At 54.9% G+C, this 24243-nt stretch carries 23 protein-coding genes and 5 pseudogenes; 11 read left to right on the top strand and 17 right to left on the bottom strand.

Annotated elements, in window-relative coordinates; translation table 11 throughout:
• The first annotated feature begins 17 nt into the window (after window positions 1-17).
• From ccoS to V6P94_RS12080, 5 genes are all read left to right on the top strand, one after another.
• Window positions 18-248, top strand: a complete 231-nt coding sequence (gene ccoS, locus V6P94_RS12100; protein ID WP_133077152.1) for a cbb3-type cytochrome oxidase assembly protein CcoS — start codon at window positions 18-20, stop codon at window positions 246-248.
• Complete coding sequence (locus tag V6P94_RS12095) at window positions 241-924, top strand: sulfite exporter TauE/SafE family protein (RefSeq protein WP_133077151.1); 684 nt, start codon at window positions 241-243, stop codon at window positions 922-924. The genes ccoS and V6P94_RS12095 overlap by 8 nt, the downstream gene beginning before the upstream one ends.
• Window positions 925-1129: 205 nt before the next feature.
• Entirely contained in the window at window positions 1130-2512 is a 1383-nt protein-coding gene (hemN, locus tag V6P94_RS12090; protein WP_338649404.1) for an oxygen-independent coproporphyrinogen III oxidase, read from the top strand.
• Between the two features lie 119 nt (window positions 2513-2631).
• Window positions 2632-3366 carry a fumarate/nitrate reduction transcriptional regulator Fnr gene (gene fnr / locus V6P94_RS12085; RefSeq protein WP_133077149.1) on the top strand — a complete coding sequence of 245 codons (735 nt, stop codon included), beginning with the start codon at window positions 2632-2634 and terminating at the stop codon, window positions 3364-3366.
• A 52-nt stretch (window positions 3367-3418) separates the two neighbouring features.
• Entirely contained in the window at window positions 3419-3964 is a 546-nt protein-coding gene (locus V6P94_RS12080) for an adenine phosphoribosyltransferase (protein WP_133077148.1), read from the top strand.
• Between the two features lie 63 nt (window positions 3965-4027).
• Here the strand turns inward: V6P94_RS12080 and recR are convergent, their stop codons facing one another.
• The 3 genes from recR to dnaX all read right to left on the bottom strand — a co-directional run bounded on the left by recR (window position 4028) and on the right by dnaX (window position 7219).
• Window positions 4028-4630 (bottom strand): recombination mediator RecR, encoded by a 603-nt coding sequence (recR, locus tag V6P94_RS12075; protein ID WP_133077147.1) that lies wholly within the window; start codon window positions 4628-4630, stop codon window positions 4028-4030.
• A gap of 118 nt (window positions 4631-4748) precedes the next feature.
• Window positions 4749-5087 (bottom strand): YbaB/EbfC family nucleoid-associated protein, encoded by a 339-nt coding sequence (locus V6P94_RS12070; RefSeq protein WP_019826710.1) that lies wholly within the window; start codon window positions 5085-5087, stop codon window positions 4749-4751.
• Window positions 5088-5167: 80 nt separating this feature from the next.
• A complete protein-coding gene (dnaX, locus tag V6P94_RS12065; protein WP_133077146.1) occupies window positions 5168-7219 on the bottom strand; it encodes a DNA polymerase III subunit gamma/tau in 2052 nt (683 codons plus the stop codon).
• A gap of 454 nt (window positions 7220-7673) precedes the next feature.
• Between dnaX and V6P94_RS12060 the strand changes: the two are divergent.
• Window positions 7674-7892 (top strand): annotated as a pseudogene (locus V6P94_RS12060) (DUF6538 domain-containing protein); the annotation flags it as partial.
• 16 nt (window positions 7893-7908) lie between these two features.
• Here the strand turns inward: V6P94_RS12060 and V6P94_RS12055 are convergent.
• Window positions 7909-9000 carry an IS630 family transposase gene (locus V6P94_RS12055; protein ID WP_044272157.1) on the bottom strand — a complete coding sequence of 364 codons (1092 nt, stop codon included), beginning with the start codon at window positions 8998-9000 and terminating at the stop codon, window positions 7909-7911.
• 544 nt (window positions 9001-9544) lie between these two features.
• On the opposite strand from V6P94_RS12055, the gene V6P94_RS12050 reads away from it, so the two are divergent.
• The 3 genes from V6P94_RS12050 to V6P94_RS12040 all read left to right on the top strand — a co-directional run bounded on the left by V6P94_RS12050 (window position 9545) and on the right by V6P94_RS12040 (window position 12074).
• Window positions 9545-10306: a P-loop NTPase gene (locus tag V6P94_RS12050; RefSeq protein WP_338649403.1), complete on the top strand. Its 762-nt coding sequence runs from the start codon at window positions 9545-9547 to the stop codon at window positions 10304-10306.
• A gap of 6 nt (window positions 10307-10312) precedes the next feature.
• Window positions 10313-11290, top strand: a complete 978-nt coding sequence (locus V6P94_RS12045) for an IS5 family transposase (RefSeq protein WP_338646790.1) — start codon at window positions 10313-10315, stop codon at window positions 11288-11290.
• Between the two features lie 376 nt (window positions 11291-11666).
• Entirely contained in the window at window positions 11667-12074 is a 408-nt protein-coding gene (locus tag V6P94_RS12040; protein ID WP_338649402.1) for a hypothetical protein, read from the top strand.
• Between the two features lie 847 nt (window positions 12075-12921).
• Here V6P94_RS12040 and tnpC (V6P94_RS12035) read toward each other — a convergent pair.
• Both tnpC (V6P94_RS12035) and tnpB (V6P94_RS12030) read right to left on the bottom strand, forming a co-directional pair.
• On the bottom strand, window positions 12922-14466 hold the full coding sequence (gene tnpC / locus V6P94_RS12035) for an IS66 family transposase (protein ID WP_338649358.1): 1545 nt from the start codon (window positions 14464-14466) through the stop codon (window positions 12922-12924).
• Between the two features lie 16 nt (window positions 14467-14482).
• The gene (gene tnpB, locus V6P94_RS12030; RefSeq protein WP_252117532.1) at window positions 14483-14842 is read right to left on the bottom strand and encodes an IS66 family insertion sequence element accessory protein TnpB; all 360 of its coding nucleotides are present in this window, start codon (window positions 14840-14842) and stop codon (window positions 14483-14485) included.
• 83 nt (window positions 14843-14925) lie between these two features.
• On the opposite strand from tnpB (V6P94_RS12030), the pseudogene V6P94_RS12025 reads away from it, so the two are divergent.
• Window positions 14926-15606: pseudogene (locus tag V6P94_RS12025) on the top strand (IS3 family transposase); the annotation flags it as partial.
• Between the two features lie 119 nt (window positions 15607-15725).
• Here V6P94_RS12025 and V6P94_RS12020 read toward each other — a convergent pair.
• From V6P94_RS12020 to V6P94_RS11990, 7 genes and pseudogenes are all read right to left on the bottom strand, one after another.
• A complete protein-coding gene (locus V6P94_RS12020; RefSeq protein WP_082136488.1) occupies window positions 15726-16304 on the bottom strand; it encodes a plasmid pRiA4b ORF-3 family protein in 579 nt (192 codons plus the stop codon).
• A 3-nt stretch (window positions 16305-16307) separates the two neighbouring features.
• Window positions 16308-17813 carry an IS66 family transposase gene (gene tnpC / locus V6P94_RS12015; RefSeq protein WP_153380244.1) on the bottom strand — a complete coding sequence of 502 codons (1506 nt, stop codon included), beginning with the start codon at window positions 17811-17813 and terminating at the stop codon, window positions 16308-16310.
• A 37-nt stretch (window positions 17814-17850) separates the two neighbouring features.
• Window positions 17851-18195, bottom strand: a complete 345-nt coding sequence (tnpB, locus tag V6P94_RS12010; RefSeq protein WP_048351026.1) for an IS66 family insertion sequence element accessory protein TnpB — start codon at window positions 18193-18195, stop codon at window positions 17851-17853.
• Window positions 18192-18497: pseudogene (locus V6P94_RS25065) on the bottom strand (transposase); the annotation flags it as partial. The gene tnpB (V6P94_RS12010) and the pseudogene V6P94_RS25065, both read right to left, overlap by 4 nt.
• Before the next feature lie 210 nt (window positions 18498-18707).
• Window positions 18708-19226 carry a hypothetical protein gene (locus V6P94_RS12000; protein ID WP_338649401.1) on the bottom strand — a complete coding sequence of 173 codons (519 nt, stop codon included), beginning with the start codon at window positions 19224-19226 and terminating at the stop codon, window positions 18708-18710.
• Window positions 19227-19367: 141 nt separating this feature from the next.
• The gene (locus V6P94_RS11995) at window positions 19368-20006 is read right to left on the bottom strand and encodes a hypothetical protein (protein WP_338649400.1); all 639 of its coding nucleotides are present in this window, start codon (window positions 20004-20006) and stop codon (window positions 19368-19370) included.
• A 477-nt stretch (window positions 20007-20483) separates the two neighbouring features.
• The gene (locus tag V6P94_RS11990) at window positions 20484-20981 is read right to left on the bottom strand and encodes a GNAT family N-acetyltransferase (protein WP_338649442.1); all 498 of its coding nucleotides are present in this window, start codon (window positions 20979-20981) and stop codon (window positions 20484-20486) included.
• A 178-nt stretch (window positions 20982-21159) separates the two neighbouring features.
• Here V6P94_RS11990 and V6P94_RS11985 point away from each other — a divergent pair.
• Window positions 21160-21300, top strand: a pseudogene (locus V6P94_RS11985) (arsenical efflux pump membrane protein ArsB); the annotation flags it as partial.
• A gap of 168 nt (window positions 21301-21468) precedes the next feature.
• On the opposite strand, the gene V6P94_RS11980 reads toward V6P94_RS11985, so the two are convergent.
• The 4 genes and pseudogenes from V6P94_RS11980 to V6P94_RS11965 form a co-directional block, all read right to left on the bottom strand.
• Window positions 21469-22692 carry a multidrug effflux MFS transporter gene (locus tag V6P94_RS11980; RefSeq protein WP_338649399.1) on the bottom strand — a complete coding sequence of 408 codons (1224 nt, stop codon included), beginning with the start codon at window positions 22690-22692 and terminating at the stop codon, window positions 21469-21471.
• A pseudogene (locus tag V6P94_RS11975) lies at window positions 22689-22907 on the bottom strand (alkene reductase); the annotation flags it as partial. The pseudogene V6P94_RS11975 and the gene V6P94_RS11980, both read right to left, overlap by 4 nt.
• Entirely contained in the window at window positions 22870-23055 is a 186-nt protein-coding gene (locus tag V6P94_RS11970) for a hypothetical protein (protein WP_338649398.1), read from the bottom strand. The gene V6P94_RS11970 and the pseudogene V6P94_RS11975, both read right to left, overlap by 38 nt.
• Before the next feature lie 74 nt (window positions 23056-23129).
• A complete protein-coding gene (locus V6P94_RS11965) occupies window positions 23130-24242 on the bottom strand; it encodes an alkene reductase (RefSeq protein WP_338649397.1) in 1113 nt (370 codons plus the stop codon).
• Between the last annotated feature and the right edge of the window lies 1 nt (window position 24243).

The raw sequence follows: 24243 nt of genomic DNA, 5'->3' as shown, positions 1-24243 counted from the left end.
GGTTGCCTGGAGCCTATATGCCAGCGCTATATGTCATGATTCCTGCGGCCTTGCTGATTGTCGCCATCGCCATCTACATCTTTTTCTGGGCCGTGGACAGCGGCCAGTACGACGATCTGGACAGCCCGGCTCACAGCATCCTGTTCGACGACCAGGACCCGCAACACACCGCAGCGGTCGAAGAAGCCAGGAACCAGCATCCGGAGTCGATCACCGACACCGACAAAAAAACGCCCCCCCATGCTTGAGTTGGCGCCACTGCTGGTCTCGGCCGTCATTTTGGGCCTGCTCGGCGGCGGGCATTGCCTGGGCATGTGTGGCGGCCTGATGGGTGCGCTGACCCTTGCCATCCCCAAAGAGCAGCGCAGCCGACGCTTCAGGTTGTTGCTGGCCTACAACCTTGGGCGAATTCTCAGCTATGCCACGGCTGGACTGCTGCTGGGGATGGCAGGCTGGGCAGTGGCCAACAGCCCCGCAGCCATGTTCATGCGCATCCTGGCCGGGCTACTGCTGATTTGCATGGGCCTGTACCTGGCTGGCTGGTGGAGCGGACTGACCCGGATTGAGAGCCTGGGGCGCGGCCTGTGGCGGCATATCCAGCCCGTGGCCACCCGCTTGTTACCCGTCTCGAGCCTGCCGCGGGCATTGCTGCTGGGTGCGCTCTGGGGCTGGCTACCCTGCGGATTGGTGTACAGCACATTGATCTGGTCAGCCAGCCAGGGCAGCGCGATCGACAGTGCATTGCTGATGCTTGCGTTTGGCCTGGGCACCTGGCCCGTACTGCTGGCCACCGGCCTGGCTGCCGAGCGGGTGACTGCATTGCTGCGTAAACGCAGCGTGCGCATGACCGGAGGGCTGCTGGTCATCCTGTTCGGCATCTGGACCCTGCCCGGCCCGCATCAGCATTGGTTGATGGGGCATTAAATCAAGCACCTTGTAGTCGCTGCCGCAGGCTGCGATGGACTGCGTAGCAGGCCTGGTTTTTGAAGGCCCTGCTGTCCTTATCGCAGCCTGCGGCAGCGACTACAGGGAATAAGCCAAATCACAGCCCTTGATGCAAATCAAGATGCAACATCGACTCACCGCCTAGACTCCTGTGCATTGCCAGCCATCCCAGGGGAATGCCCGCATGCTCGACGCCATTCGTTGGGACCCAGATTTGATCCGCCGCTACGATCTAGCGGGTCCGCGCTACACCTCGTATCCGACAGCGATGCAGTTCAACAATCAGGTCAGCCCGTTCGACCTGCTGCACGCCCTGCGCGAAAGCCGCAAGGCACTGCGCCCGCTGTCGCTGTATGTACACGTGCCGTTCTGCGCCAACATTTGCTATTACTGCGCCTGCAACAAGGTCATCACCAAAGACCGTGGCCGGGCACAGCCCTACCTGCAAAGGCTTGAGCAAGAAATCCAGATGATTGCCTGTCACCTCGACCCAAAACAAAAGGTCGAGCAACTGCACTTTGGTGGCGGCACGCCTACTTTCCTCAGTCACGACGAATTACGCCATTTGATGGCCACGCTGCGTCAGCACTTCAATCTGCTGGACGACGACTCAGGTGATTACGGCATTGAAATCGACCCGCGGGAAGCCGACTGGTCGACCATGGGCCTGTTGCGTGAACTGGGCTTCAACCGGGTCAGTATCGGCCTGCAAGACCTCGATCCAGACGTACAGCGTGCCGTCAATCGCCTGCAAAGCCTGGAAGAAACACGGGCAGTGATCGATGCAGCACGCACCCTGCAGTTTCGCTCGATCAATATCGACCTGATCTACGGTTTGCCCAAGCAAACCCCCGAGGCCTTTGCGCGAACCGTTGACGAAGTGATCAGCTTGCAGCCGGATCGCCTGTCAGTGTTCAACTATGCCCACTTGCCTGAACGTTTCATGCCTCAGCGCCGGATCAATACTAACGACCTGCCCTCGCCTGCCGCGAAACTGCAGATGCTGGAGCGCACCATCGAGCAACTGACGGGCGCCGGATATCGCTACATCGGCATGGATCACTTCGCGCTGCCGGACGATGAACTGGCAATTGCCCAGGAAGAGTCAACTCTGCAGCGCAACTTTCAGGGCTACACCACCCACGGTCATTGCGACCTGATCGGGCTTGGCGTCTCGGCCATCAGCCAGATTGGTGATCTTTATTGCCAGAACGACAGCGACCTGGCGAGCTATCAGCACACCCTGGCCAGCGACCAGCTCGCCACCCACCGTGGCCTGCTGTGCAATCAGGACGATCGCATCCGCCGGGCAGTCATCCAGCAGATCATCTGCAATTTGCACCTGCCATTCGCAGACATCGAGCAGGCGTTCAATATCGACTTCCGTGGATATTTCGCACCTCAATGGCCGACGCTCAAAACCATGGCGGCTGACGGGCTGATTGCTCTGAACGAGCGGCAATTGACCGTATTGCCTGCCGGACGGTTACTGGTGCGCTCAGTGTGCATGGTGTTCGATGCCTACCTGGAACAGCAAACCCGCCAGCGATATTCGCGGGTGATTTAAGGTCGCGAACACGACCTCTACAGCATGAGATGAATGCACCGGTGTGGTGCGGCTGGCCTAGCCTCCCGCACTGGGGTACCCTTGCATCTTATGTGTGTTTTCCTACAAGGATTTAAGAAATGCCCGAGCCAGTAAAAGTGCGCGCTCATAACCAGGCCCACTGCAAGGACTGCAGCCTGGCACCTCTCTGCCTGCCACTTTCGTTGGACCTGGAAGACATGGACGCGCTGGAAGAAATCGTCAAGCGCGGGCGTCCACTGAAAAAAGGCGAGTTTTTGTTTCGCCAAGGCGACACGTTTGGCTCGGTCTACGCCGTCCGTTCTGGCGCATTGAAAACATTCAGCCTGAGCGACAACGGTGAGGAGCAAATTACCGGCTTCCACCTGCCAAGCGAACTGGTCGGCCTTTCCGGGATGGACACGGAAACCTACCCTGTATCGGCTCAAGCGCTGGAAACCACTCCCGTGTGCGAAATCCCGTTCGAGCGCCTGGACGAACTTTCCGTGCAACTGCCCCAGCTTCGCCGCCAGCTGATGCGTGTGATGAGCCGCGAAATTCGCGACGATCAGCAAATGATGCTGTTGCTGTCGAAAAAGACGGCCGACGAACGTATCGCCACCTTTCTGGTCAACCTGTCAGCCCGCTTCCGCGCCCGTGGTTTCTCGGCCAATCAATACCGCCTGAGCATGTCGCGCAACGAAATCGGCAACTACCTGGGCCTGGCTGTAGAGACCGTGTCCCGCGTATTCACACGCCTGCAGGAAAATCAGCTGATCACGGCCGAAGGTAAAGAAGTGCATATCCTTGATCCGATCAAGTTGTGCGCCCTGGCGGGTGGTTCACTGGAAGTCTAAAACGGCTTGAAAGGTTATACTGGCGCGCTTAACGCACGCCAGGACACCTGATATGGTCTTCGACGACTTTTGCCTCAAATCCCTGATCCGCCCGGTAATTGATTTCCCCAAACCGGGCGTCATCTTTCGTGACATCACCCCGCTCTACCAATCGCCCCGCGCCATGCGCGAAATCGCCGACCGCTTTATCGAGCGCTACGTCGAGGCTGACTTCAGCCACATCGGCGCCATGGATGCCCGCGGCTTTCTGATTGGCTCGGTACTGGCTCACCAGCTCAACAAACCGCTGATCCTGTTTCGCAAACAAGGCAAATTGCCCGCTGACGTATTGGCCGAAGGCTATCAGACGGAATATGGCGAAGCGTTTCTGGAGGTTCACGCCGACAGCTTGTGCGAAGGCGACTCGTTGCTGATCGTCGATGACTTGATCGCCACTGGCGGCACCCTGATCGCCGCGGCCAACCTGGTTCGCCGCATGGGCGCCCAGGTATTCGAAGCGGCAGCGATCATTGACCTGCCTGAGCTGGGTGGCTCGCAGCGCCTGCAGGATCTGGGTATACCGACATTCTGCCTGACCGAATTTTCGTTGACCGAGTAATACCGACACTTCACCCGCGGGAGCAGGCTGGCTCCCACGGGCGTCACCCCCCGGCAATCCCAGTCAGAGCGTAATCGGTCGACGCCCCGAGAACGAATGAGCCAGGGTGCCGCCATCGACCAGCTCAAGCTCGCCTCCCAACGGCACACCATGAGCGATACGCGAAGCGATCAGGCCTTTATTGCTGAGCAGTTGAGCAATGTAATGTGCAGTAGCTTCGCCTTCGACCGTGGGATTGGTCGCCAGGATCACTTCTGCAAAGGTGCCCTGCTCAGCAATGCGGGTCATTAATTGCGGAATGCCAATGGCCTCTGGCCCCAGGCCATCCAGCGGTGACAAGTGGCCCTTGAGCACGAAGTAACGTCCGCGATAGCCGGTCTGCTCCACGGCATACACGTCCATCGGGCCCTCGACCACACACAGCAAGGTGTCATCACGGCGCACGTCGGCACACTGGGGGCACAGATCGTCTTCGGTGAGGGTTCTGCACAGACGGCAATGCCCCACGCCTTCCATCGCCTGGGTCAAGGCCAGCGCCAGACGCGAGCCGCCGCTGCGATCACGCTCAAGCAATTGCAGAGCCATGCGCTGCGCGGTCTTTTGACCTACACCCGGCAAGGTACGCAAGGCATCGATCAGTTGGCGAATCAGGGGGCTGAAGCTCATAGGGAAAGGTCCGACAAAACAACGAGACGCGGTTTATACCCGCGGTGCGGGATGACGTCAAATGCCCGTAAAAAAGGCAAAAAAATGCCAGGCTCAGGGCCTGGCATTCAGGAGCGCTTTAGAACGGCAGCTTCATGCCCGGCGGCAGTTGCATGCCAGCGGTCACGCCAGACATTTTGTCCTGGCTGTTGGCTTCGATCTTGCGCACGGCGTCGTTGACCGCAGCGGCGAACAGATCCTCCAGCACTTCACGGTCGTCTTCGCTGACGCCTTCAAGCAGGGCCGGATCAATGCTGACACGCTTGATGTCGTGACGACCGGTCATGACCACAGTCACCATATCGCCGCCGGCCTTGCCGGTGACTTCTGCATTGGCCAGTTCTTCCTGCATCTTGGCCATTTTTTCCTGCATCTGCTGCGCCTGCTTCATCAGGCCGGCCATGCCACCTTTCATCATGGGAATCACCTCAAACGTTATTTGGACAATGCTCCCGCAATCAAAACGACTGCGGGCTGTGAGTTTTTACCCTGGCGTTACTAAGCCTGGGCCTGCGCAACATCGACAGGTTGAATCGTATCTTCCCTCACTGCCGCACCGAACTGTTCGATCATTTGCTGGATCAGCGGATCCGCATAGATCGACTCCTCTGCCAGTCGCTGACGCTCTGCACGAAAACGCGAAGCAGCCTGGGCCGGGGTTTCCTGTTCCGGCTTGACCAGTTCGATAGTCACTTTGAGCGTGCGTTGAGTGTACTGGTTCAACGCCTCGTTGAGTCGGCGCTGCTGGGTCAAGTTAAACAGCGCACTGTGAGCCGGATCCAGATGCAACAACCAGTCATCCCCGTCAACGGCGATCAAGGTGCAATTGGCGCCAATGCTGGCGGTCATGCCCGATACCGGTAATTTGGGGAACATGTTCAGCCATTCAAGGGCCAGCCCGGTGGCAGGCATGGCCGCAGGTAACGGCTCGGGCTCCGGAGATGGCTCGGCCGCATGCTCGCTGGCCAGTTCGTCAAGGTAGCTGTAGGCCGCCGAATCCATGTCCGGCTCGATATAGTCTTCGTCCAGCGGCGGCTCATCGTCGCGATCCATACCCGACAGTGCCGCATCAACCTGTTCCGGAGTCGGCTCGGGGATGGACTCCTCGCTCCACTGCGGCGCATCCGGCACAACGCTGCCTGGCGTAGGCAGGGGCATCGGCGGCAACTCGGGCGGCTCACCGACGGTGTCCAGCACCGACTCAGGCGCAGCCTCGACCTCGATCACCGGTACTGACGGCTCGTTCCAGGGCAAGTCCTTTTCTGGCACGGCAGGCGCCTTGGGAGGCTCCACAGCCGCAGGAGAGATCACGGGCTCTGCAACCTCGACAACCGGCGTGGGCGCAACAGCAGGCGCAATGACTACTGGCGCAACAGGTGTTGCAGCCGCCAGGGTTTGGGCGGAATCAACTGTGGCCTGGCTGATCCCCACTGGCTTTAGCGGCTGACTCGGCGCATTGCCGGTATCTGCCGGGCGGAAGGCCAGCATTCGCAGCATGACCATTTCAAAGCCACCACGCGGGTCTGGCGCCAGCGGCAAATCACGCCGGCCAATCAGGCCCATCTGGTAATAAAACTGGACGTCTTCGGCCGGCAGCGCCTTGGCCAGGGCCAGCACGCGATCGCGGTCGCCGTGACCATTGTCGACGCCATCGGGTAACGCCTGGGCAATGGCAACCCGGTGAAATACGTTAAGAATTTCGGACAGCACGCCACTCCAGTCCGGACCCTGCTCGGCCAGATGACGCACAGCCTCAAGCAGCGCCCGGGCATCGCCTTCGATCAAGGCGTGCAGCAAGTCAAATACCTGACCGTGGTCGAGGGTACCGAGCATGGCGCGCACATCGCCAGCCAGGACCTTGCCTTCGCCAAATGCAATGGCCTGATCGGTCAGGCTCATGGCATCGCGCATCGAACCATCGGCTGCACGACCCAACAGCCACAGCGCGTCGTCTTCAAATGGCACGTTTTCAGCACTGAGCACGTGGGTCAAATGCTCAACCACACGCTCGGGCGTCATGTTTTTCAGGGAAAACTGCAGGCAGCGCGACAGGATCGTGGCCGGCAATTTTTGCGGATCAGTGGTCGCCAGAATGAATTTTACGTAGGGCGGCGGTTCTTCAAGGGTCTTGAGCAGCGCATTGAACGAATGGCTGGAAAGCATGTGCACTTCGTCGATCAGGTAGACCTTGAAGCGCCCACGGCTTGGTGCGTACTGCACGTTGTCGAGCAGTTCACGGGTGTCCTCCACCTTGGTACGGCTGGCGGCGTCGATTTCGATCAGGTCGACAAAACGCCCTTCATCGATTTCGCGACACACCGAGCACTCGCCGCAGGGAGTCGACGTAATACCTGTTTCACAGTTCAGGCATTTGGCGATGATCCGCGCGATGGTGGTCTTGCCGACGCCACGGGTACCGGTAAACAGGTAGGCATGGTGCAGGCGCTGACTGTCCAGGGCATTGATCAGAGCCTTGAGCACATGGGTCTGGCCGACCATTTCGCGGAACGAGCGCGGACGCCATTTACGTGCAAGAACCTGATAACTCATTGATAACCGTCGCGTCTGAAAAGCGGAAGGGGCTAATGCTAGCGGAGCAAGGGCAAAATTGCATCCGATGAGCACTTTTAACTGCTCGCAGTCTCTGCGCAACAGGTTTTACCCACACACGGCAACGCGCCGACAATTCAGCAGAAGGCCTGAAGACAGGATCACACGATTGGGATTTTGACTAAAACCCTGCAGAACTGAGGATTTTTAAAATGGAGGCAACCCCACCAGCCACACCCCGGCACACAATGTTCCCGCTGTGGCTGCTCTTATGGCAACTGCTCAGAGGGCATGAAGACACGTTAGGGTGATCGTTGTAGCCCTTGATTTACGGGGGATTCAGGCTTTTGAGGTTGCTTCCAATCACCCGTACCAACACGTCACACGGGCAGTCAAACATCCGGGGTGCAGTCAGCATTGTTCCACTCGACTGTTCCACTTTGGTGTTCCACTTATGGCCTACATCGTCCGCCGCAACTCCGTTTACTACATGAATCTTCGGCTGCCCAAGCATCTATTCCCTAATCGCCACACCCTACGCTTCAGCCTCAACCTGCGTGAGCGTCAGTCCGCGTTATTCACTGCAAGCCACATTGCTCAAAAGGTGCACGAGCATTTGCTGGAACATCCCCTAGCAGACCTTCAGACGCTCCGTACACTGTGTACTGGGTGGCTAGTGTCTCGAGCGGTTAGTTCATTAGCTTATTCTTCATCACACTCAGCTTTGCCATATGTACCGAGCTGATGATGGCCGCTGCGGTCTTTGTCCACTTGAACGGCTTGGCTGAATGCTCGTTATGAGCAGTAATGAACTGGCGGATCGCGACTTTCAGATCAGTAACACTGGTGAAGACACCTCGATACAGTGCGCGTCTCTCCAGCTGTGAAAACCAGCCTTCCACCGCGTTTAGCCAGGACGCACTGGTCGGCGTGAAGTGCAGCTTGAAGCGCGGATGTTTTTCCAGCCAGGCCTTGATCGCTGGGGTTTTGTGGGTCGAACTGTTATCCAGGATCACATGGAGATCCAACTCGGCAGGCGTGTTCTTATCAATCTGCCGGAGGAAATCCAGGAACTCCTTGGCCCGGTGCCGCTGGGTAATCCGGCCCATTACTTCACCGGTCATGATGTCGAACGCGGCGTACAAGCTCGCCGTGCCATGGCGCTTGTAATCATGGGTTCGCCGCTCGATCTGCCCAGGCCGAAGTTGCAGCATTGGCTGAGTACGATCCAACGCCTGGATCTGAGTTTTCTCGTCAACCGACAGCACCATGGCGTTGTCCGGAGGGCTCAGGTACAGCCCGACCACATCGATGACCTTCTCAGCGAAGTGCGGATCGTTGCTGATCTTGAATGTCTTCAGTCGGTGCGGCTTGAGATCCGACGCAGCCCATATCTGCCGGACTTGCCAGGTGGTAACGCGAGCGTACTTGGCCATCAACCGGACGCTCCAGTGCGTTGCTTCCTTGGGAACCCGGTGCGTTGTCAGGGTCAGGATTTCTTTGACTTTCTCAGCACCCAGCTTCAAAGGCTGACCGCTACGCGGCAGGTCGTTCAGGCCGTCGATGCCCGACGCCAGATAACGCTTTCGCCACTTGAACACGGTCGGTGTCGTGATCAGTAATTGCCCACAGATGGCAATGGGCGTCACCCCTTCATTGAGCAAAAGCAGTATCCGCGCCCGCTGAGCAAGGCTCTGCTCCAGCGTACTCATGCGCAGCCAACCTTGAAGCGTAAGAACGTCGGCGGGCTGCAGTGCAAAGGGAGCAATTGGACGAGGCATGCCTGGAACCATCTCGGGGCGAGGGGTGCACAGTATATCGTGGTACGTTAGAAAATAAACTAACCGCTCACGACACTAGAGCATTACCAAGCAACTTCACATATGACTTGCTAATGTTAAACATCCACTACTCTTCCATGAAATAAATTCAAATAAACTCTAACGAAATGAGCCCCAATATGAATTTACTATATAGCAACATCTCTAAACAGCGTCAATCCGCATGCGCGCATAAACACCAAATTCGTACCACAGGACACTTATCACTTAGACCAAAACATGCAACTATAGTAGCGCCAACATTTAGCAAGATTCATAACCAAGTAGTCACGTAACTATGAATGAAAGGAAGAAGAAACGGGGTTGGCTGTGGGCGTTCAAAAAAATAAAATCATACAACTTCTCAACCCCAAGGGCATGCTATCTTGCTACTCTATACTCTATAAAGGGTGATACCGGCGTATTCGGACTCAAAAACAGTTATACGCGATTTAGATTGCGACGCTAACACAAAAACCAGATAAATTATAAATGGACCTGCATCATGGATGATAAAAACCCTCCACTGGTAATAGCAATCGCTAGTGGCAAAGGAGGCACAGGAAAAAGCACTTTATCAATAAGTCTAGCTATGGCACTGGCCGACCTAGGAAGAAGAGTTGCAGTACTAGATGCAAACTTTGAACTTCCAAGCATTGCAACACTTTTGAATATTTCTCCGACCTACACCATCACAGACTTAATCGAGGGGCGCCAATCAATTCGAGAAGTGATTTGTAATGGTCCACAAGGGATAAATCTAATTCTCGGCAGCAGCCTACCTAAACCAACGAGAAAATTATCGTCTGCTCATCACTACGGTATAGTTAACGCTTTTGATACCATTTCGAAAGAGTTAGATATCCTTATCGTTGACACCGCGCCAGGAATCAACAGCGCATCTCTCAACTTTATACGAGCATCACAAGAAGTGTTGATAGTCACCACCAGCGAACCGACATCCATCGCTAGTGCAAACACGCTCATAAATATCTTACACAAAAGTTACAACTTGCAAAAATTTAGAATTATTATAAATCGAGTCTTTGACACCTACGAAGGGCCTAAGGCGTTTAAAACCCTCGAAAAATTAAACTTTAACAATATCGAAATATTTTTAAGCTACGCTGGACATATTCACGAGCATAAGTCCGCAAGAATTGCAGCCAGCAAAGGTCAAGCCATATATAAAATGTTTCCTAAGGAAACTCTGAAAAAGACTTCCATCTCTGGTGAAATACACGCCTCACACGAACTGAACGGCTGAGCCCCGATGAAACAGATGTCCTTCGCCGATGCCGAGTACGCCGGCAAACGTAAGCAGACCCGCCGCGAGCGTTTCCTGATCGAGATGGATCAGGTCGTGCCCTGGAAGGGTTTGATTGCCTTGATCGAGCCGCATTATCCGAAGGGCGACGGTGGTCGTCCGGCGTATCCGTTGATGGCCATGCTGCGGGTTCATCTGATGCAGAACTGGTTCGGCTACAGCGATCCGGCGATGGAAGAAGCACTTTACGAGACGACGATTTTGCGCCAGTTTTCGGGGCTGCATCTGGATCGGATTCCTGACGAAACCACGATCCTTAACTTCCGACGTCTGTTGGAAAAACATGAGCTGGCCGGCGGGATTTTGCAGGTCATCAACGGCTATCTGGGCGACCGTGGTTTGATGCTGCGCCAAGGTACGGTGGTCGATGCGACGATCATTCATGCGCCAAGTTCGACCAAGAACAAGGACGGTAAGCGCGATCCCGAAATGCACCAGACGAAGAAAGGAAATCAGTATTTCTTCGGGATGAAAGCGCATATCGGCGTTGATGCCGAATCCGGCTTAGTGCATAGCCTGGTGGGCACGGCGGCCAATGTGGCGGACGTGACGCAGGTCGATCAGTTGCTGCATGGCGAGGAGTCTTACGTGTCTGGCGATGCCGGTTACACCGGCGTGGACAAGCGTCCTGAGCATCAGAATCGCAAGATGATCTGGTCGATTGCGGCGCGGCCCAGCAGCTACAAAAAGCACGGAAAACAGAGTTTGATCGGTAGTCTGCGGCGCAAGATCGAATACGCCAAGGCCCAAGTACGCGCCAAGGTTGAACATCCGTTTCGGGTCATCAAGCGTCAGTTTGGCTATACGAAAGTGCGCTTTCGCGGCCTGATGAAAAACACCGCGCAACAGGCCACGCTATTTGCCCTGTCGAACCTGTGGATGATGCGAAAACGGCTGCTGGCTGCGGGAGAGGTGCGCCTGTAATGCGGGAAAAGCGCCTTGAAAAGGCGTTGTTCAAGGGTGAAACGATGAGTTAAGAACAGGAAAGGTCTGATTTCTGACCAAGCCAGCGTTTTTTGAACCTCAACCAAGGAGGGCATCAAAAATCGCTGACTACTTCAGACCTTCCCTAAGTCAGAATTCTCACACGACATTAAAAAATTGTCTCAAGCTATTGAAACTTGGCCTATCAGAATAAACCCACGCGGACATATTGAGTTCTTTATGGAAGAACTCATTGGGAAAGCATCTAAAATTCCAGCTACGGATGAGAAGCCCACACTTAATGGGCCCATCACTTGACTCACTTACAGATTATTCTATCATCTTAAATCATGTAAAATTTTCATGGTGAAACGAAATGACATGGACATTTACAGACCGCTACAACCCAACCAGAAAAATCACTATAGATGCCGAATTCCCCGCACTCCTACAAATGCTAGAAGCAACTTTTTTCGATTTTAGATACCATAACAGTCTAAGCACATCAGCACAAAAAGAATTCATATCAAAAAAAGGTGTTACATTCGCAAAGATTATTTACATCCACACTCAAATCAGCTATTGCTTAGGAACCCATAGTTGCCAAGAAGACTTCTTCTACAATTACTATTGCAAAACAGTGAAAAAGCTATTTGTTGATGTTCACCCTATGTTTGCAATGAAAAAATACGCTGAATATATTTCATTAATTAGAAACGACAATGAAATAATCATGAGAAGACTTAGCGATCATACTGAAGACAATCTCAGTGATGATAAATAAGTATATGAGACATTCACCATAGAACCTCGACAGATATCAAAAGACGTTTAATCCAATAAACATACCAACGAGATAGTCCTTTTCGCTGCGACTCCATTTGGGCTCCTACTCTTAAGTCTAGATTTGGGGGTTTCCTGATTTTCACCTCGCCCTGGTATCACCTCATTACACGTAGGCTTCATGTCTAATCCGTGTCACGGGCAGCTGTCACCGGTAGAGCTTGAAAGGCGCTACACAGCGATCTTGGAGAATACTTAGAAAACCCGGGGCGATTCAAACATATCCAAATCTGGATCACCCAATCTCATAAACCTCAAAACCATAGAATCCAGCGATAACGGTTGCGTGCAAGGTAAGCGCTCCATGAACCCCACATTCAAAGTCACCACCTGTCCCAGGCGCGGCGCCTCATATTTCTCTACCTGTGGCACATAAATAGCTCGCTTACCATTTTGCTGGCATAAGAATGCCAATGTTTGGCTATTTTAGTGGCACGAAAATGTCAAAGTTTGGTTATTTCAGTGGCACAAAAATGCCAAGGCCAGGTATTTCAGCTGGTACAAAAGATCGGCCCCATTTCTGTGGCATTTAAATGCCATTCAAATGCCGCATAAATGCCACGAAAATCCAGAAGTACGCCCTATCTGTGCTCATGTGAGCCATTTTTGACCTGTACCGGGGGTAGGACTATTTTTGTACCGGGGGTAGGATTTTCTGTTTTTACAGGGCTTTGGAGGCCCAAAAAACGTCCCGAATCTATTACGTGCATGGTGGATTTGGCGGTACAGCAAAGGATATCGAAAGGTCTTGATAGCATACGATCCAACCACCCACGATAGGGTCAGGCTTAACGTCGTATCTCTGGCGAACAGTTCCACGGCAGCAGTGCTTCATAGTCCGCCACCGACTGCGCATGTGGTAACTGCTCCAGTACGTGGCGTAGCCACGTATAGGGCTCCTGGCCGTTGACCTTGGCGGTCTCCACCAGACTGTATATCTGAGCACTGGCGGTAGCGCCTTTGGGCGTGTCGCTGAACAGCCACGCCTTACGACCGATAACGAACGGTTTTATCGCCCTTTCGGCCGCATTGTTGTCGATAGGTAAAAAACCGGTTTCCACGTAGCGCTCCAGCCGGCTCCAGTTGCTGGCCAGGTAGTTCACTGCCTTGCCCAGAACACTTTGAGGGGTGACCTGAGGCTGCGTTTTTTCCAGCCAGCCTTTCAACTGGGCCAGGATCGGCAGGCTCTTTTTCTGACGGACAATAAAACGCTGCTCATCACTGGCGTCCTTGAGTTCACGCTCGATGCCGTACAACTTGTTAATCATCGTCAGTGCAATATCGGCGCGACCTGTCTTGCCTTTGGGCTGCACTTTTTGCGCGTCGACGAACTTGCGCCGCGCATGGGCCATGCACGCCAGCCGCTCCACACCCGGCTGCAACGCCAACGCGTTATATCCCGCGTAATCGTCGGTCATCACGTAACCACGATAACTTTCCAGCAGACGCAACGGCACGTCCTGCGCACGGCTGGAGGTGTAGTCGAACAGCACGACTTTTCGGTCTGGCGGCCCGCTGGCCTGCACCCACATCCAGGATTGGCTGGTAGGGTCTCGATCCGGTTCTTTCAGTACCTGAACACGGGTTTCATCGCAGTGGATGACCGGGCTTTCCAGCAACCGGTCGCGCATCAAATTCAGCAACGGTTGTAAGTGCTCGCTGCACTGGATAACCCAGCGAGCGAGAGTCTGACGCGGGATATCGATACCATGCCGGCTCAGAACCGTTTCGAAACGATGCAGGGGTAAGCCATCGACGTACTTCGTGGTCAGCAGCATGGCCAGAACGCTTGGACTGGCCATGCTCTTTTCGATCAGTTGAGCCGGCTTGTCGGCGGTGACCGGTGACGTTTCGCAGCCACGGCAACCGTAAACCTTGCGGATATGTTTGATGACCCGGATCTGCATCGGCACGATATCCAGCTGTTCGCTGATTTCTTCGCTGATCACGTGCTTGCGGCAACCGCAGGCACAGGTCAGTTCGTGCTCGGGCAGTTCGTGGATGACTTCGATGCGCGGTAGATCAGCTGACAGTGGCTTGCGTTTGCCACGACGTGGGGTCGGAGCAACCACTTCTTCGTCAGCGTCGCCGATTGAAGGCATCGGCTCGCTTTCGGGCTCGTTGAATAACGCGAGTTGTGGGGTGTTGGGTTCAACGGTCTGCTCGGATTTACGCCCGAATAAACGGTCGCGCAGCAACTTGATCTGTTCTTTTAGATCGACGATATGAGTCTGGTATGCCTCAGCCGTTACCTGCTGACGGCTGAGTGCCTCAAGCAACATTTGCTTGAGCAGAATAGGGTCATCAGGGAGGTCTTCGGGCATCAAATTCATGCCCGGATTATACCTGTTAAGCGACGAATCTTGGCGTTAAAACCTTGTGAGGACGGTTGCGCCAGAGATCAAATCCATCCAATAGCCAGTTCAGTTCCTGAACGGTCAGCACGATAGCCTCGTCCACCTCATCAGGTGAGATTTTAAAACGCTCGGACTCCAGACGCTTGAGCCAAAGGCAGAAGCCGTTGCGCTCCCAGTACAACACTTTGACGCGGTTACGGTGGCGATTCAGGAAAACAAAGAGCACGGGGTCAAACACCGCGACCTTGATATCCAGTTCGACCAGCGCAGCCAGGCCATCGATGGACTTTCTAAAGTCTACCGGCTTTGGATAGAGGTACACTTTTTCAACGCTGGCATTGGGACGCATCATGGTGATTGGCTCCTGTTGGAAATAGGGAGCACAGCATCGGCCGTCAGCTATCCGCTTGGAATGTGGGGTTCATGGAGCGGATACGAAGCATCACGTTGATGATGCAAGAAGAAGGTGAGCAAATTGGACGGTTTAAGGTACGCAGGCTGATGCGTGAGCTGGAGTTGGTCAGCAAGCAGCCAGGATCACACGCCTATAAAAAGGCGACAGTCGAGCGGCCGGATATCCCAAATATATTGAACCGAGAATTTGATGTCGAAGCGCCCAACCAGGTCTGGTGCGGCGACATCACCTACATCTGGGCACAGGGGAAATGGCACTACCTTGCGGTTGTCATGGATCTTTACGCTCGCCGAGTGGTGGGCTGGGCGTTATCAGAAAAGCCGGATGCAGACTTGGTGATCAAGGCGTTGGATGTGGCTTACGAGCAGCGTGGCAAGCCGCAAGGCCTGCTATTTCACTCAGACCAGGGATCCCAATATGGCAGCCGCAACTTTCGCCAGCGGCTGTGGCGTTATCGCATGCGTCAGAGTATGAGCCGCCGAGGAAACTGCTGGGATAATGCGCCGATGGAGCGGGTTTTTCGCAGCTTGAAAACAGAGTGGATACCAACCACTGGCTACATGACCGGCCACCAAGCTCAGAGAGATATTAGCCAGTACCTGATGCATCACTACAACTGGATCCGACCTCATCAATTTAACGATGGATTGGCCCCAGCGAAAACGGAAGAAAAACTCAAAACCGTGTCCGGGATGAGTTGACCACTACACACGCTGGCGCAATGAGGCTAAAAAATTGAGGGGACTCACTCTTCTACCCCCAGAATCAGGTATTGATCAGATGATCTAAGGTAAGCGTCCGAACTACACCGCCTTGCAACTCAAACCTTAATCCGTTTAAGCCACTGATTCACGCGCTCGCACTCAAATGCCGCCGGATCAAAAACATCGCCATGCCATTCAACCATGTCGTCATGCTCTGGATGATTGGGGTTGCCCATGGCCTCCAGAAAGTCCTCATAACCAGGCCCGCCACCCACGTCTTCCGGTGGGCAAGCATTGGCGCCATCGATGCAGTACGGCACCTGAGGACACGCAACCGCCGGTAACGTCTTTTCGACCTTGATACTGTGATGCCAACTGTCACCAAAGTCGTAGAGATAATTAAATGTCCGCTTTCCGCTCAGCGCCTTGATCAGCGTTTTACGGGCTTCAGGGTTTACCGTCGGCCCCCAACCATCAGGGTCGGGCATGCCGTAATTCTCACCGGCAATTTCAAACTCATGCAGATGGCTATCACTCCAGCCCATCACGACCTGGATGACATGGTGCAGTTTGCCCAAGGTGATGTTTTCAGGCACCGCGAACCGACGCCAGATCGTCGGAGTGATCCACTTCAGCTCAATGTGCAGCAGCAACAGGTCGGGGGCGGGTTTGGGTAAACGGACAGTTTTAACCATGGATCAGGCAGCCTCGCAGAATTCAGTCAGTGTGAGAGAAACGTTCCAGGGCAGCAGTTCGTCGACCCGATTGATTGGGTAGTCGGCGATGCGCTCCAGCACGTGTGTCAAATAGGCTTGCGGGTTCAGGTCGTTGAGCTTGGCCGAACCCACCAGGCTGTAAATCGCAGCCGCTCGTTCTCCGCCGGCATCGGAACCGGCAAACAGGTAGTTTTTGCGGCCCAGCGCGACGGCGCGCAGCGCCCGTTCGGCGGCGTTGTTGTCGATTTCGATTCGGCCGTCATCGCAGTAGCGCGTTAAAGCCTGCCACCGGTTGAGGGCATAGAGGATTGCACCGCCCAATGTCGATTTTTTCGACAGTTGAGCCAGCGTCTGGTTAAGCCACGCGTGCAGGTGCTCCAGCAGTGGACTCGCCCGACTTTGCCGAACCGTTTTTCTATGATCTGGCGGTTGTCCGCGGATCTCGCTTTCGATGGCATACAGGGCCGCAATCCGTTGCAGCGCCTCACTGGCAAGTGGTGAAGCCTGGTCTTTGTAGACATCGTAAAACTTGCGGCGGGCGTGAGCCCAGCAGGCGGCTTCCTGAATGCTGCCTGCAGCATACAGCTGAGCGAAACCGGCGTAGCCGTCAGCCTGCAAGATCCCGCTGAAGCTCTTGAGATGAGCACGGGGATGTTGCCCCTTGCGATCCGGCGAGTAGGCAAACCAGACCGCCGCCGGTGTCGTGTAACCGGCAGGTCGGTCGTCCCGCACGTATGTCCATAGGCGAGCCGTTTTGGTTTTGCCGTTGCCCGGCGCAAGTACACCAATCGGCGTGTCGTCGGCATGAACTTTATGGCCGCTCATGACATGACGCTCAAGGGTGTTGATCAGCGGCCTGAGCAATTGACTGCTCTGGCCGACCCAGTCGGCCAGAGTTGAGCGCTCCAGATCCACGCCCTCACGGGCGTAGATCTCGGATTGCCGATACAGCGGCAAATGGTCAACAAACTTGGAGACCAGCACGTGGGCCAGTAGCCCAGGGCCTGCAAGGCCTCGGGCTATCGGGCGACTCGGTGCCGGCACCTGAGCGATGTGCTCGCAGCAGCGGCAAACCCACTTGGGGCGAACATGGCGGATCACTTTGAAACGCGCTGGGACGTACTCCAGCACCTCAGACACATCCTCCCCCAAATGGCGAAGTTTCCCACCGCAACCGGAGCATTGCGATTCGGGCTGATGGACGTGAATTTCGCGAGGCAGGTGTTCAGGCAACGGCTTGCGCCGAGAGACGACGCGAGGGGGCGGTTCGATTGGTGGTGTCAGTTCAGTCTGGCTGACTTGCAACTCTTCAAGGCTCAACTGGAGTTGGTCGATCATGGCGTCCAGTTGCTCGGAACTGCGACCGAACTGCATACGACGCAGCTTGGCGATCATCATTTTCAAGCGCTCAATCTCTGCCCGCTGGGCAGAGACCAGAGCCTTCAAGGCTTGAAGATCGTTAGGCAAAGAGTCGGTCGCGAGCGTCATGACCGAATGTTACTTGGGATTTTTTCAGCGTGGCAAGTCAGACCGCGAGGATGGGTGCTGTACGAATTGGCCTGCGCCAATCAATGCCTTCCAACAGCATCGACAACTGCGCAGCCGTCAGCGACACGCTGCCGCTGGTTGCTTGCGGCCAGACAAAGCGTCCTTGTTCCAACCGTTTGCAAAACAGACACAACCCGTCGCCGTCCCACCATAGCAATTTGATCCGGTCACCGCGCCGTCCGCGAAAAGCAAAGATCTGACCGGAGAACGGATCGGCTTCAAGCTGAGTCTGCACCAGTGCGGCTAAACCGTCGAAGCCACGGCGCATGTCCGTGACGCCGGCAGCGATCCAGATGCGGGTTCCAGCGGGCGGAGCAATCATCGCAGTAACTGCTGCAAGATGAGTTGCAGGGTCTGCGGGTCAGGCGTGCCAGTGATGCGCAGCTTGGCTTTTCCCGCCTCAACAACGATCACGGAATGACACTCAGGCGGTGACTGAATGACTTGCGGTAAATCTATTGGCGCCTCGATCACCTGGACAGGCAAAAGCGTTGCACTCTGGCTGGCCGGGCCGAACAAGCCCTCTTGATATTGCTGCCGCCAGCGAAAGACCAGGTTGGCATTGACGTCATGCTCACGAGCGATCAACGACACGGAGGCGCCAGGCTGGAACGTGGCTTCGACAACTTTGCGTTTGAACTCTGGCGGGAAGTTGGGGCGACGACCGGGTCGACGGGCTGGGGCAATGATATCCAAGATAGTGTCCACTAAAAAATGGTGTCCACTATCTTGGCCAATTCGGAGGGCTGTCAGCAGAGGGTGCTGGCCGGACGGTTACGATCTAAGATCATTGGACGAAAATTATCCTCTCCAGCAGGAGGCATTTCGAGAACATTAAAATGTATAGATACGTATCCAATTAAGAACCTCCTTGAAGTACGTTCCAAGCGCGGCCCCAAGAACTAGAGTAACCACCCAAAGCAAAGCTGAAACTATCTTTCGAGCCGTTTTACCCTTCTCAGATTGCGTCTCTAATTCTCGTCGCAGGACGGCTTCCATTTCAGATCTGAACGCGGAAAACTGTTCTTTTCCCGTCTTGGCAAGCTCTTCATACTTAGTTGCCAGTTGCTTCTTCTGTTCGATCTCACGCAATACAGCATCTAGGTGTTGCGTTTGGGTTCCAAGCTCAATTTGAAGCTGTGTTATAATATTGCTGGCATGTGAAATATGATCTAACGCCTCCTCCACGCGCTCCCGCGCCACGCGTTCATCGTTTGGTTCCGGGAGAAAATCAGTGAAGTACCTTCCTACTGCATGCTTTGATACCAGACGGATTTGTTCTTGAGTGAATAGTCGCCCAGTTAATATTCGGATTATTTCCGTAGTAATTAATTGTATTATATCTAGAAACATGCTTATCACCTCTTCAAATGAAAATAATGACAGCCCAACAACCATCCAAGTCGACTAAGCAATACTGCACGCAATCTCTCCATCCGGCCATGAACGGTCAGTCGAGACCCATCTAAAGCGGATAAAAATACTCCTAACTAATTATTTTGGGGCGTAAATTACCCTGAGCCAAAGCGCAGCATTAGGATTATCAGGAAATCTCCCTTCACTCAAATCCCGCACTACGAGCTTCGTACCAACAGGGAGGGTAACTTTCGTATCGTCGAATTCGTCAACAACTCTTTTCATGATGGGAGAAATGAGCTTTAGAGAGGTTCCCTTCTTTTTGAAATCGACAATATAAACCTTGCGAGAAACTTTAAGACTTATGGAGTCTCCTATTTCGACAAAGCTTCTCACCCCTCTTTGACCTGTATTTTCAATCAATACATAGGGCCCTTCAATGAAAGTGCCTTTTGCTATATTAAAGTAGCCCGCAAAAATCCAGCCTGTATCTCCTGGTAACGGCGGTGGTGTTTTTTCAAGCAAAGCAGTCTCGTTTGTATGAGGCGTATGCGTGGTGACATAGGTCCAGGACGCAATCCCAGCTAAAGTGATGGTCCCACCCATGACTATAAGAGCAACAATAACTTGATAGGCGTGCTTTTTCGTTAGGATAGGGAAAAGATTTTTTGCAAGGATATCTCTGCCAAGATAAAAAAAAGCACTAATCGCAAGCCCTGCCGGCGCTGCAATTTGTCCAAACGTCTTGAGTGATTCAAAGTCTACCGTTGCGGACATGACATGGTTCCCTCCTCTTAACCCAGCCATAACAGGGTAACTAGACCGTGGGCCAACCGAGATTGAGAATAGTCCAGGCATACCCGAAATCTAGGCAAAAAAAAAACAAACCTCTGGGGAAGGGGGCGAATCGGACTTTAATCAAAATGTGACTAAAGCGATGTGATTTGAAAAAATCGAGTGTGCCTGCCTCCGAGCAGCGCCTTTCCACCGACCCCTATGGGTCGAATGTAGCCCTCATCGAAGGGCCGCTTCTGGCCGATAGCTACATTTTTCGCGAAGGGCAGCAATCGACTCCAAAAGCGGATAGCTGAATATCTGGACGCTCACGCAAGGGATAAGGCCGTAAGATGTGTGCTTCATTTGCCGATAAGGAAATCGCCATGGCACCGAATGCCCTAAGCATTGCCGAGAAGCAGGACACGGCGAAGTCTCGAGAGTCGATTGCAGCTCGTCATTTTCGCGAACCCGAACGCCTTACAAGACCTTTTGCCAGAACATTGCCGCCCCCATCTGCGGATCAAGCTCATATCCCGCAAAATCCATTTTGCGATATGCTGCCTGGGCCGCGACGTTGCCTTCTAGTACTTCAAGGGTCAGTTTGCAGCAGCCTCGCTGACGGGCAATTTTTTCTACCTCGGCCAGCATCTTCTGTGAGATGCCCTTACCGCGAAAAACTTCTAGTACCACCACGTCGTGTATGTTCACCAGAGGCCGGCAGGCAAACGTAGAAAACCCTTCAAAGCAGTTGACCAAACCAACCGGCTCGCCTGCGACAAAGGCCAGTACGCTGAACGCGTGAGGACGCTTACTCATTTCCACTGCTAGGTTTTCGCGCACTTCAGCCGCCAAGCCCTGGCCGCCGCCCATGACATCACGAGCGTATTGATCCAGTAGAAAAGCCAGGGAATTGGCGTGTAAAGGGTTGCTGTAGCTTGCTTGCAGAACCAGTACTTCGGGTGCATACCTATCCATGACCTCGACCATCCCTTCCAAAAAACGGCCTAATGCTTAGCCGAAAAGCTCATGACTTTAAGCGATGTGGTGACTTTCAGAAAGCAGTGGTTGCTCGGTTAAGAAACCTGCAAGCAAATTTCCTAGCGAACGGCTCAAGCCCTTAAAGAGGGCTCATCTATGGACAAAAAAGAACGCCGTCCTGGAACCACTGGATATTCCCGTCAGCGCAGTGGCGGCGATCCGCGCGGTCATCCTTCCCGCAGTCGTAGCGAAGGGTCATCGGATCCACCCGGCGCGCGAAGTGCCCTGGCATGTGGTGATCTTCTCGCTCGGCATGTAGTTCCCGAAGGGCAGCTTAGGGTCGGCAACGGCCCGTCGTTACCTCCCGGACCTGACTTCCTCTACTCTATTTCTGCCTACTGTAGAGTCTCTTCTGAACTGCAGGCGACTCCTGATAAATGGTGCAGTCGTCTTCTGAAAATGACATCAGGGGCGATCCAACCCGTTATTTCGCAGCCAAGAAGCAAATAAAGGACATGGTCAGAGCACTGAACAGCACTATCCCGAGTACCGTATAAGGGGGAAGGGCTAGCAATGAACCTAAGGTGATTGCCAGCGCAGCGCATCCCATCTGCATGAAGCCCAGCAGTGCTGAGGCGACCCCTGCTTGTTTACTGAACGGGTGCAGCGCTATCGCAGTGCCGAGAGGATTAAATAAGCCCATCCCGAACAGGAAAATGCTCAGCCCGAAGCAGAAAAACTTGAAGTCCGATGGCCCCAATAGCAGGGTCACGCTTCCAATCAGTGCTACCAATAGGCCCATGCGGGCAGCGGTCGTCTGACTCCAGCGTTTAGCCAAGCGCGGAGCCAGTATGCCTGATGCAAAAACGATAACTACAGTGGACGCAAAAAACAGTCCGAACTCCATGGTGGTCAATTTAAACCCGGTAAGTAGAATTGCCGGAGCCATTGAGAAAAATGCGTAGAGTGAGCCAATCACCAGGCTCACAGCAATCGCTGGTGCCATCAGTCTTCGGTCACCCAGCAATGCAGCATAGTTACGGGCGACAGCCGACATAGATAGAGGTGAGCGCCTGTCCGGTAAATGAGTCTCCCCCAAGCGCAGGCTGTAATACACAGCCAACACCAAGGCGACCATCGCAATGACAACGAACGTAGCTCGCCACCCTAGGGCTCCATTTAGTGCGCCTCCGAGCAGCGGAGAGAAACCTGGCGCTGCAGCCATTGCCACCATTGTCAACGATAGCGCCCGAGCCAGCTCTTGCCCGTCGAAGAGGTCACGTGCGATGGCACGTGAGAGCACTGCGGTCGCGCACACCCCTAGTGCCTGGATCACTCGGCCGACGATGAGATAGGGCAGAGAGTTGGCCATGGCGCATACCAAGCTGCCGACCATAAATATGACCAATCCAGACAGAATCAATCGCTGCCGTCCGAAGCGATCTGACAGCGGGCCAACGACTAGCTGTCCAATCCCGAAAACCATGAAAAAACTGCTCAACGTTCCACTCAGCTTGTCAATCGACGTACCAAGGTCTTTGGCCATGTCGGGGAAGGTCGGCAATATGATGTTGGTTGCCAGGGCGCCCATCGCAGCAAGTGCAGCCAGCAGGAACACCACGCTCGTCTGGAACGTCGTGGAATTCGATACAGGGCTCGAGGCAGAGGATGGTATAGGGGATGCCTGTGGCATTTGCTCGCCGCTCATGAGCTCAAGGACTCAAGCGACGGATAGTCGGTGTAGCCTTCAGCGCCGCCGCCATAGAAGGTTGCACGGTTGTAAGTGTTCAAAGGCGCTCCGCGACGAACTCGTTCGGGCAAGTCAGGATTGGCGATAAACATACGCCCAAAGGCAACTGCATCGGCTCGACCTGAGGTGATCGCACTATTTGCTGTCTCTGGCGTGTAGTTTCCCGCCGCGATTGGCCCAGCGCCCGAAGGCCAGGAAGAAACTGGTCAGCGTCGCGCTCAGCTCCAGGACCGAGACGCGAAGGTACTCGCCCATCGCGGGAAACGCGGGAAACGCGGGAAGGACGATATTGGTGGCCAATGCCCCCAGGGCTGCCAGCAAGAACAGCACGCCCGCCGTGAGGCGAACGGCGTGCTTGTGATGATGCGCGTGTTACGTTGGTCCTGCTCATCTGCTCATCTGCTCGACGCTTCGAGCGCTGGATAGTCCACATAGCCTTCGGCCCCGCCGCCGTAGAAGGTGGCTCGGGCGTAGGCGTTGAGGTCGGCGCCCTGGCGCGCTCGCTCGGGGAGGTCCGGGTTGGCGATGAACAGCCGCCCGAATGCAATAGCGTCCGCCCGGCCCGCTTCGATTGCTGCAGCCGCAGTGTCGGGGCTGTAGTTCCCCGCCGCGATCAGGACATTCGGCCAATGCGGGCGGAATAGCTCCGATGCGAAGGGCACATTCTGATGATCGACTTCGGCCTGGCCCGCACCGCTGGCGCGTGGCTCGATCAGGTGCAGGTAGGCGAGGTCCAGGCGGGCGAGGCTTTCGATTAGGTAGGTGTACAGTGGCAACGGGGCATCCTCACCGCTGGTATTGGCCACGCCGAACGGCGACAGCCGGATGCCGACACGGTCGGCGCCGAAGACCGCGGAGACCGCAGCGGCAACCTCCAGTACGATGCGGCAGCGATTTTCAATCGACCCGCCATAGGCATCAGTTCGCTGATTGCTCCGGCTCTGTAGGAACTGCTCCAGTAGGTAGCCGTTGGCCGCGTGGATCTCCACGCCGTCGAAGCCGGCCTGCCGCGCGTTACGCGCCGCCTGGGCGTAGTCCTCGACCACCGAGGCGATCTCCGCCGTTTCCAATGCTCTGGGCATCTCAAACGGCGCCCGGTCGAATGTGGCGGTGAACGCATTGCCGGAGGCGACGATGTCGGACGGGGCCACCGGCAATTGGCCGCCCAGGAGTGACGAGTGGGAGATGCGGCCGACATGCCAGAGTTGCAGAAAAATCAAGCCGCCTTGGGAATGAACCGCTTCCGTGACCGCCGTCCACCCTTCGATCTGAGCCTGGCTGTGGATGCCGGGTGTGGCCGGCATCCCCTGGCCGGTGAGCGAGATCTGCGAGCCCTCCGTAATGATCAGCCCACCCCGTGAGGCGCGCTGACGGTAGTACTCCACGTTCAGCGCATGGGGGATATTACCCGGCTGAGCCGCGCGCATGCGGGTCAGTGGTGCCATTACTACGCGATGCTTCAAATCCAGGGATCCGAGGCGCAAAGGAAGAAACAGTTTCTGTGTCATT

Origin of the sequence: Pseudomonas sp. ML2-2023-3 (genome assembly GCF_037055275.1) — a bacterium.
Taxonomy (GTDB): Bacteria; Pseudomonadota; Gammaproteobacteria; order Pseudomonadales; family Pseudomonadaceae; genus Aquipseudomonas.
Note: the sequence above shows the minus strand (reverse complement) of the source record. Positions and strands in the feature narration are given on the sequence as shown.

What these genes read in the sequence shown, in the direction of transcription:
- ccoS (WP_133077152.1), top strand. Translation starts at nt 18, where the DNA reads ATGCCAGCGCTATATGTCATGATTCCTGCGGCCTTGCTGATTGTCGCC.
- V6P94_RS12095 (WP_133077151.1), top strand. Translation starts at nt 241, where the DNA reads ATGCTTGAGTTGGCGCCACTGCTGGTCTCGGCCGTCATTTTGGGCCTG.
- hemN (WP_338649404.1), top strand. Translation starts at nt 1,130, where the DNA reads ATGCTCGACGCCATTCGTTGGGACCCAGATTTGATCCGCCGCTACGAT.
- fnr (WP_133077149.1), top strand. Translation starts at nt 2,632, where the DNA reads ATGCCCGAGCCAGTAAAAGTGCGCGCTCATAACCAGGCCCACTGCAAG.
- V6P94_RS12080 (WP_133077148.1), top strand. Translation starts at nt 3,419, where the DNA reads ATGGTCTTCGACGACTTTTGCCTCAAATCCCTGATCCGCCCGGTAATT.
- recR (WP_133077147.1), bottom strand. Translation starts at nt 4,630, where the DNA reads ATGAGCTTCAGCCCCCTGATTCGCCAACTGATCGATGCCTTGCGTACC.
- V6P94_RS12070 (WP_019826710.1), bottom strand. Translation starts at nt 5,087, where the DNA reads ATGATGAAAGGTGGCATGGCCGGCCTGATGAAGCAGGCGCAGCAGATG.
- dnaX (WP_133077146.1), bottom strand. Translation starts at nt 7,219, where the DNA reads ATGAGTTATCAGGTTCTTGCACGTAAATGGCGTCCGCGCTCGTTCCGC.
- V6P94_RS12055 (WP_044272157.1), bottom strand. Translation starts at nt 9,000, where the DNA reads ATGCCTCGTCCAATTGCTCCCTTTGCACTGCAGCCCGCCGACGTTCTT.
- V6P94_RS12050 (WP_338649403.1), top strand. Translation starts at nt 9,545, where the DNA reads ATGGATGATAAAAACCCTCCACTGGTAATAGCAATCGCTAGTGGCAAA.
- V6P94_RS12045 (WP_338646790.1), top strand. Translation starts at nt 10,313, where the DNA reads ATGAAACAGATGTCCTTCGCCGATGCCGAGTACGCCGGCAAACGTAAG.
- V6P94_RS12040 (WP_338649402.1), top strand. Translation starts at nt 11,667, where the DNA reads ATGACATGGACATTTACAGACCGCTACAACCCAACCAGAAAAATCACT.
- tnpC (WP_338649358.1), bottom strand. Translation starts at nt 14,466, where the DNA reads ATGAATTTGATGCCCGAAGACCTCCCTGATGACCCTATTCTGCTCAAG.
- tnpB (WP_252117532.1), bottom strand. Translation starts at nt 14,842, where the DNA reads ATGATGCGTCCCAATGCCAGCGTTGAAAAAGTGTACCTCTATCCAAAG.
- V6P94_RS12020 (WP_082136488.1), bottom strand. Translation starts at nt 16,304, where the DNA reads ATGGTTAAAACTGTCCGTTTACCCAAACCCGCCCCCGACCTGTTGCTG.
- tnpC (WP_153380244.1), bottom strand. Translation starts at nt 17,813, where the DNA reads ATGACGCTCGCGACCGACTCTTTGCCTAACGATCTTCAAGCCTTGAAG.
- tnpB (WP_048351026.1), bottom strand. Translation starts at nt 18,195, where the DNA reads ATGATTGCTCCGCCCGCTGGAACCCGCATCTGGATCGCTGCCGGCGTC.
- V6P94_RS12000 (WP_338649401.1), bottom strand. Translation starts at nt 19,226, where the DNA reads ATGTTTCTAGATATAATACAATTAATTACTACGGAAATAATCCGAATA.
- V6P94_RS11995 (WP_338649400.1), bottom strand. Translation starts at nt 20,006, where the DNA reads ATGTCCGCAACGGTAGACTTTGAATCACTCAAGACGTTTGGACAAATT.
- V6P94_RS11990 (WP_338649442.1), bottom strand. Translation starts at nt 20,981, where the DNA reads ATGGATAGGTATGCACCCGAAGTACTGGTTCTGCAAGCAAGCTACAGC.
- V6P94_RS11980 (WP_338649399.1), bottom strand. Translation starts at nt 22,692, where the DNA reads ATGAGCGGCGAGCAAATGCCACAGGCATCCCCTATACCATCCTCTGCC.
- V6P94_RS11965 (WP_338649397.1), bottom strand. Translation starts at nt 24,242, where the DNA reads ATGACACAGAAACTGTTTCTTCCTTTGCGCCTCGGATCCCTGGATTTG.